This window comes from Phreatobacter sp., assembly GCF_027532945.1.
Classification (GTDB): Bacteria; Pseudomonadota; Alphaproteobacteria; order Rhizobiales; family Phreatobacteraceae; genus Phreatobacter.
On sequence record NZ_JAPZTZ010000001.1, the window covers coordinates 156,585 to 163,890 of the forward strand.

Genomic DNA, 7,306 nt, shown 5'->3' on the forward strand with positions numbered 1-7,306 from the left:
GTGCGGGCGTGAACGCTACGATCCGCGTCACCGGTCGGTGAGGCGCAGCTCGATGCGCCGGTTGCGGGCGAGCGCCTCCGGGCTGTCGCCCTGGTCGATGGGCTGGAACTCGCCGAAGCCGGCCGCGACCAGCCGCTGCGGCGGGATGCCCCGGCTGATCAGATACTGCACCACGGCAATGGAGCGCGAGGCCGAGAGCTCCCAGTTCGAGCGGAACCGGCCGCCCTGCATGGGCCGCGCATCCGTATGGCCGTCCACCCGCAGCACCCAGGGAATGTCGGAGGGGATGTCCCTCTCAAGCTGGGTGAGGGCAGCAGCCAGCTTGTCGAGCTCGGCGCGTCCGCCGGGCTCGATCTCTGCCTGGCTCGAGCCGAAGAACACCTCGGAGCCGAACACGAAGCGGTCGCCGACGACACGAATATCGCTGCGCTCGGCGAGGATCTCGCGCAGGCGCCCGAAGAATTCCGACCGGTAGCGCGACAACTCCTGGACCCGCTGGGCCAGCGCCAGGTTTAGGCGGCGGCCAAGATCGGTGATGCGCGACTGGGCGTCGCGGTCGCGCGCTTCGCTCGCCCCCAGCGCCTCCTCCAGCGCCGCGAGCTGGCGGCGCAGCGCGGCGATCTGCTGGTTGAGCAGCTCGATCTGGGCGATGGCCGCCTGGGCGTTGCGGCGCTGTTCGAAGAGCTGCTGCTCGAGCGTGGTGGCGCGCCCCGCGGCGTTGCCGGCCTGTCCCTGCGCGTCATCGAGGAGGCCCTGCAGGCGCCGCCGCTCGGCGTCCGAGGTGCCGAGCGTGGCGGTGATGGCGGCAAGGCCTTCCTGAAGGGTCTGGCGCTGGCCGCGCTCCAGTTGCAGGAGGTCGCCGAGCTCGGCGATCTGCCGCTGCAGGCGCAGCATGGTCTCATCCTTGCCAGCGATCTCCCGCGACAGGAAGAACTGCGCCAGCATGAAGACCGAGAGCATGAAGATGATGGCGAGCAGGAAGGTGGACAGCGCGTCCACGAATCCCGGCCAGTAGTCGATCCCGCGTTCGCCGCGGCGCGACCGCGACAGGGCCATCAGACCGGGCCCTTCTCGCGCAGGACCTGTTCGAGCAGGCGCCGCAGCTCCTTCTGGTCGGCAGCCTGGGCCTGCATCCAGTCACGCACCACCTGCTGCTCCGCGCGCATGTGGGTGACGAGGCCCTGGATGCCCTCCGCAAGGTTCGCCATGGCGGCGCCCGCACGCTGGCCACCGCTGTCGGCCATGGCCTCGCGCAGCCGGTCGAAAGCCCGCTGCAGGTCAGCGACGCTCACCTGCGGCGCCGAACCGTCGGTGCTCGACGGCCCGATCACCGCCATGTCCTGCACGGTCGAGGACAGCCAGTCCTCCACCTCGGTATAGAAGCGGTTCTGCGCCTGGCTCGCCTGCAGGTCGAGGAAGCCGAGGACGAGCGAGCCGGCAAGGCCGAAGAGCGAGGACGAGAAGGCGATGCCCATGCCGCCGAGCGGCTCGGCAAGGCCGCGCTTCATGTCCTCGAAGATGGTGCCGAGCTCGCCTTGGGTCGACAGGCCGTTGATGACCTTGCCGACCGAGGTGACGGTCTCGATGAGGCCCCAGAACGTGCCGAGCAGGCCGAGGAAGACGAGGAGGCCGGTGAGGTAGCGCGCCAGCTCCCGGCCCTCGTCGAGGCGGGTGGCGAGCGAATCCAGCAGCGAGCGCATGGTGGCGGTGGAGATCGCCATCTGCCCGGTGCGCGCGCCCAGCATGGTGGCCATGGGTGCGAGCAGGATGGGCGGGCGCTCCACCACGAGCCCGGGTTCGGCGAGCCGGAAGCCGTTGACCCAGGTCGCCTCGCGGAACAGCCGGATCACCTGCCGGAACGACAGGATCACGCCGATGAGGCCGACCGCGACGATCACGCCGTTGAGGCCGGGATTGGCCATAAAGGCCACCTGCATCTCGCGCTGGAGAACGAAGACCACGAGGCCGACGAGCGCCAGGAAGACCAGCATGCGGAACAGGAAGATCCGCGGGGACGAGACCTTGAAGGGATCGAGTTCGCGGGCCATCGACACTCATCGCGGGGTTGCGGGCAAGGCACAGGCTAACCCTGCCGGCCACAGAAATGAAGCCGGGTCGATGACGGCGCCGTGACGGGTGTCACGGCACCGGCGCCGCATGGGGCTCAGGCCGTGAGCAGGCCTTCCGCCGTCACGTGGTCGAGGACGCGGTCGAGCGTGCGGGCGACGCGATCGAACAGGTCGTCGATCTCTTCCGGCGAGATGATCAGCGGCGGGCAGAGCGCCAGCGCGTCGCCGAGATTGCGCAGGATGACGCCTTCCTCCTGGGCGATGGCCACCGCCTTGGCGCCAATGCCGGCCTTGGGCTCGAAGGCCTTCTTGCTGCGCTTGTCCGCGACCATCTCCAGCGCGCCCATCATGCCGAGGCCACGCGCCTCGCCGACCAGCGGATGGTCGCCGAGCGCCTTCAGATGCGCCTGGAACTGCGGCGACTTCGCCGCCGCCTTCTCGATGATCTTCTCGCGGTCGTAGATCTCCAGCGTCTTCAGCGCCACCGCCGCGCCCACCGGATGGCCGGAATAGGTGAAGCCGTGGCCGAACGTGCCGACCTTCTTCGATTCGACGATGGTCGCCTGGTACATCTCCTCGGGGATGAGGATGGCGCCGACCGGCATATAGGCGGAGGTGAGCGCCTTGGCGATGGAGATCGAGTTCGGCTTGTAGCCGAGCGCCGAGGAGCCGAACCATTCGCCGAGGCGGCCAAAGGCGCAGATCACCTCGTCGGCGATCATGAACACGTCGTAGCGCTGGCAGACCGCCATCATTTTCTCGAAATAGCCCTTCGGCGGCACGATGACGCCGCCAGCGCCCATCACCGGCTCGGCGATGAAGGCGGCGACCGTGTCCGGCCCCTCGCGCAGGATGAGGTCCTCGAGGTCCTGGGCGCAGCGCGTGGCGAAATCCTCCTCGCTCTCGCCCTCCAGCCCGAAGCGGTAGTGGTGCGGGCAGGAGGTATGGAGGATGCCGGAGATCGGCAGGTCGAAATCGGTGTGGTTGGCGGGCAGGCCCGTCAGCGAGGCCGAGGCGATGGTGACGCCGTGGTAGCCCTTGATGCGCGAGACGATCTTCTTCTTCTGCGGCCGTCCCATGGCGTTGTTCATGTACCAGATCATCTTGATCTGGCTGTCATTGGCCTCCGAGCCCGAGCAGACGAAGAAGACCTTGGAGATCGGCACGGGCGCCTTCTCCTTCAGCCGCTCGGCGAGCTCGATGGCGGGGTCGTGGCTCTTGCCGCCGAAGAGATGCGTGAAGGACAGCTTCTTCATCTGCGCATAGGCGGCGTCGGCGAGCTCCTCGTTGCCGTAGCCGAGCGAGGTGCACCACAGGCCCGCCATGCCCTCGATATAGGGCTTGCCGTCGACGTCGTAGACGTGGATGCCCTTGGCGCGCTCCAGCACCAGCGTGCCGGTGTCACGGATCGTCGCCTGGTTGGTATAGGGGTGAAGGACGGTTTCCAGGTCGCGGACCTGGAGATTGGTCAGAGCCATGGCGGCCTCCCGGGACAATGTGAGGCGAGTGAAGCTGATTGGCTCCGCTGGTGTCAAAGCAGGGGAGGAATGCGGGTTATCCCGCATCGCGGCGCGGGACGCCGGCTACAGTCAGGCGCCGACGATCACCCCTCCGGCGGGGTCTCCTTCGGGTCGGCCGGCGCCGTGGCGCTCGCCGACGCCTTCACCGCCCGCGTCTCGCGGCGCTTGAGCCGGCGGGGCGGCAGGATCTCCGGATCGCTCACCACGGTCTTGGCGAGGAAGATCGCCGCGTCGAGCTTGGTGAAGGACCGGCCGCGATAGAATTTGAGCGCGTTCTCGTTGTTCTCCGCCACCTCCAGCACGAGGTGGGTGCAGCCGCGCAGCTTGGCGAGATGTTCCAGCTGCTCCAGCACGAAGGTGCCGAGCCCGCGGCCTTGGAACTCCGGATCGACCGCCAGTTCCTCGACGAAGAGCGGGCGCATGTCGCGGGCGCGGAAATAGCGCTCGTTCATCCAGTTGTCGGTGCCAATGATGGCCAGCGCGCATTCGGCATAGCCGACGATCCGCTCCTTGCCGTCGGTGCGGATGACGAAGAGCAGCTGCTCGATGCCCTTCTCCTCGAAGACCTCAAGGAAACGCTTCTTCGACTTCGGCCGCTGGTACTCCACCGTCGAGCGGTTCACCTCGCGGAACACCGCCTTGATGAACTCCCAGGTGCGGTTGAGGTCGCGCTTGTTGAGATGGCGGACCCGCACCTGCGGTTCGGCATCGGCGGTGTCGTCGGGAATGGTTGAGTCGGAGGCCATGGGATGAACAGGGGTTCCGTTGCCGCCAGTCTCTACCGCATCGGAGGGGGAGGAGCCTAGCCGCACGATGCAGTGCACAGGGCGGATGGTGGCAGGCGCGGCCGCGATGCGATCAGGTACCGCACCGGTCGGATGATTGACCAACCGCATCGCGGCACCCAATGTCGCGCCCGAGGCAACGCATCCCAATGAGAGGCTCCACCATGGCCCCGTCCCCCACTTTCACCCGCCGCGCGACGCTGGCCGCTGCCGCGGGCTTCGCCCTTGCCCCCTCCGTCGTCCGCGCCCAGGGCGCCTGGCCGCAGCGTCCCATCCGGCTCGTCGTGCCCTTCTCGGCCGGTGGCGCGGCGGACAGCGCGGCGCGCGTGCTGACGGGCCACATGGGCGATCGGCTCTGCCAGCGCTTCGTGGTGGAGAACCGCACTGGCGCGAGCGGCAGCATCGGCGGGGCGGAGGTGGCGCGCGCAAATGATGGCCACACCTTCCTGTGGGACGCCTCCAGCCACATCGTGAACCCGTCGCTGCTGCGCGGCCTGATGTTCGATTATGCAACGGCCTTCGCGCCGATCTCACTGGTGGTGACCTTCCCCTCGGCCGTCGCGGTGAAGGCCGATTTCCCGGCGCGGACGCTGAGCGAATTCGTTGCTGCCGCCAAGGCGCAGCCGGGCAAGCTCACCGTCGGCACCCAGGGCAATGCGACGGCGGGGCATATCGGGCTCGTCGCCTTCGCGCGGGCTGCGGGGATCGAGGTGATCCACGTCCCCTATCGCGGCGGCGCGGCGGCGGCGCAGGATCTCGCCACCGGCGCTCTCGACGCGGTGTTCACGACGCTCGTCTCCGCCGGTCCGGTGGTGGACAGCAACCGCGCGCGGTTCCTGGGGGTCGGCACGCTCACGCGGGTGGAAAGCCGGCCTGATATTCCGACCATCGCCGAGCAGGGTTTCCCGGGGTTCGAGTCCAACGAATGGGCCGGACTGTTCGGACCGGCGGGAACGCCGGCGCCGGTCATTACCGCTCTCTATGACGCGCTGGCGGACGCGATCGCCCAGCCGGCGCTGCGCGAGCGCCTCGTGCAGATCGGCTGCGTGCCCGTCGCCTCCCGCCCCGACGCCTTCGCGCGCTTCGTGACGGAAGGCCGCGCGGCCATGGCGACGCTGGTGCGCGAGGCGAACATCCGCTCGGAGTGAGGCTTGGCAGGGAGGGTATGAGGCCCGCCTCGGGAAGGACGCGGCCCCCACCCATTCCCCCTGCGCATGTCCCCCGTCCCCTCCGCGCCGCTTGCCGCAGCGGGAGCGCCATTGCACGGTGCCGGCAACGAAGACCCGAGGGGGGAGTGCATCCATGGCCGCCGACATGTCGCTCGTCGCAAAGAGCGCCACCGATATCGTGAAGCTCCTGAAGGCCGGCGAGGTGACGCCGCTCGACCTCATCGACACGCTGGAGAAGCGGGTGAAGGCGGTGGAGGGCAAGGTCAACGCCCTGCCCACCCTCTGCTTCGACCGCGCCCGCAAGCATGCCCGCGCCCTGATGAAGAAGCCGGCGGCCGAGCGCGGATTGCTGCAGGGCATGCCGGTGCCGATCAAGGACCTGACCGATGTCGCCGGCGTGTTGTCGACGCAAGGCTCGCCTATCTTCAAGGACTTCGTGCCGGAGGTTTCCAACGTCCTCGTCGACCGGCTGGAGGCCCAGGGCGGCATTGTCTACGCCAAGTCGAACACGCCGGAATTCGGCGCCGGCGCCAACACCTTCAACGAGGTCTTCGGCGCCACCGTGAACCCCTACAACACCAAACTCTCGGCGGCCGGTTCGTCGGGCGGCGCGGCGGTGGCGCTCGCCACCGGCATGGCCTGGCTCGCCCATGGCTCGGACATGGGCGGGAGCTTGCGCAACCCCGCGAGCTTCTGCGGCATTGTCGGCCTGCGCCCCTCGCCTGGCAGGGTCGCTGCGACGCCGGGCACGAAGATCGACTCGACGCTCGGCGTCGAAGGCCCCATGGCCCGCACTGTCACCGACCTTGCGCTGCTGCTCGACGCCATGAGCGGCGACGACCACCGCGATCCGCGCTCGCTGCCCGCGCCCCGGAAGAGCTTCCGCTCGGCGCTGCGTGGCCCCTGGAAGCCGAAGCGCGTGGCGTGGTCGCCGGACCTCGGCATCACCCCGGTCGATCCGGAGGTGCGCGCCATCACCGAGAAGGCCGCCAAGCGCTTCAAGGAGGCGGGCGTCATCGTCGAGGAGGCCCATCCGGACTTCTCGGAGATCCACGAGTGCTTCGGCACGCTGCGCGCCTATGCCTTCGCCACGACCAAGGTGGAGCTCCTCAAGACCCATCGCGACAAGCTGAAGCCCGAGGTCATCTGGAACATCGAGAAGGGCCTCAAGCTCACGATGGAGGAGATGACGAAGGCCGAGGCGCAGCGCCAGGCCATGCTGCAGCGGACGCTCGCCTTCTTCGAGCGCTACGACCTGCTGCTGACGCCTGCCACCATCGTCGCCGCCTATCCGGTGGAGCAGCGCTTCGTCGCCGAATGCGACGGCTACACCTTCCCCGATTATGTGCAGTGGCTCTCCATCGCCTATGCGCTGACGACGGTGTCCTGCCCGGCCCTGTCGCTGCCCTGCGGCTACACCAAGGACGGCCGGCCGATCGGCCTGCAGGTCGCGGCTCGGCCCCATGGCGAGGACCGGGTTCTGGCGGGCGCCAAGATCCTCGAGGACATCCTCGGCCTCGGCACGGTGAATCCGGTCGATCCGCGCTGAGGCAAGCGCCATCGGTGCCGCCCCTTCACCTCTCCCCGGCGGGGGGAGGTCGGCCGAAGGCCGGGAGAGGGGGCTTCGCGTCATCTTGGGAGGGCTTTGCCCCCCACCCCCCCCCCCCGAGGGCCGCGCCCCCACCCCCCCCGCGGGGGGGGGGCGGTTTACCATGGGGGGGGGTGCATTACCCCCCCCCAATACGGCCCCGGGAAACGGCCCA

General features: G+C 68.8%; 6 protein-coding genes. 2 read left to right on the top strand and 4 right to left on the bottom strand.

Annotated features, from left to right (window positions below):
* Nucleotides 1–27 precede the first annotated feature (27 nt).
* The 4 genes from O9344_RS00765 to O9344_RS00780 form a co-directional block, all read right to left on the bottom strand.
* Nucleotides 28–1,056: a peptidoglycan -binding protein gene (locus tag O9344_RS00765; protein ID WP_298471633.1), complete on the bottom strand. Its 1,029-nt coding sequence runs from the start codon at nt 1,054–1,056 to the stop codon at nt 28–30.
* Entirely contained in the window at nt 1,056–2,048 is a 993-nt protein-coding gene (locus tag O9344_RS00770) for a flagellar motor protein MotA (RefSeq protein ID WP_298471636.1), read from the bottom strand. Before O9344_RS00770 ends, O9344_RS00765 begins: the two co-directional genes overlap by 1 nt.
* A gap of 116 nt (nt 2,049–2,164) precedes the next feature.
* Nucleotides 2,165–3,547, bottom strand: a complete 1,383-nt coding sequence (locus O9344_RS00775; RefSeq protein ID WP_298471639.1) for an aminotransferase — start codon at nt 3,545–3,547, stop codon at nt 2,165–2,167.
* A 125-nt stretch (nt 3,548–3,672) separates the two neighbouring features.
* Complete coding sequence (locus O9344_RS00780) at nt 3,673–4,335, bottom strand: N-acetyltransferase (protein ID WP_298471642.1); 663 nt, start codon at nt 4,333–4,335, stop codon at nt 3,673–3,675.
* Between the two features lie 203 nt (nt 4,336–4,538).
* Here O9344_RS00780 and O9344_RS00785 point away from each other — a divergent pair, with 203 nt between their 5' ends.
* Both O9344_RS00785 and O9344_RS00790 read left to right on the top strand, forming a co-directional pair.
* A complete protein-coding gene (locus O9344_RS00785; protein WP_298471645.1) occupies nt 4,539–5,522 on the top strand; it encodes a tripartite tricarboxylate transporter substrate-binding protein in 984 nt (327 codons plus the stop codon).
* 154 nt (nt 5,523–5,676) lie between these two features.
* On the top strand, nt 5,677–7,092 hold the full coding sequence (locus tag O9344_RS00790; RefSeq protein WP_298471650.1) for an amidase family protein: 1,416 nt from the start codon (nt 5,677–5,679) through the stop codon (nt 7,090–7,092).
* Nucleotides 7,093–7,306 lie beyond the last annotated feature (214 nt).

Excerpts from the sequence above, each read along its gene's own strand:
- O9344_RS00770 (WP_298471636.1), bottom strand. The coding sequence starts at position 2,048 with ATGGCCCGCGAACTCGATCCCTTCAAGGTCTCGTCCCCGCGGATCTTC.
- O9344_RS00780 (WP_298471642.1), bottom strand. The coding sequence starts at position 4,335 with ATGGCCTCCGACTCAACCATTCCCGACGACACCGCCGATGCCGAACCG.
- O9344_RS00775 (WP_298471639.1), bottom strand. The coding sequence starts at position 3,547 with ATGGCTCTGACCAATCTCCAGGTCCGCGACCTGGAAACCGTCCTTCAC.
- O9344_RS00765 (WP_298471633.1), bottom strand. The coding sequence starts at position 1,056 with ATGGCCCTGTCGCGGTCGCGCCGCGGCGAACGCGGGATCGACTACTGG.
- O9344_RS00785 (WP_298471645.1), top strand. The coding sequence starts at position 4,539 with ATGGCCCCGTCCCCCACTTTCACCCGCCGCGCGACGCTGGCCGCTGCC.
- O9344_RS00790 (WP_298471650.1), top strand. The coding sequence starts at position 5,677 with ATGGCCGCCGACATGTCGCTCGTCGCAAAGAGCGCCACCGATATCGTG.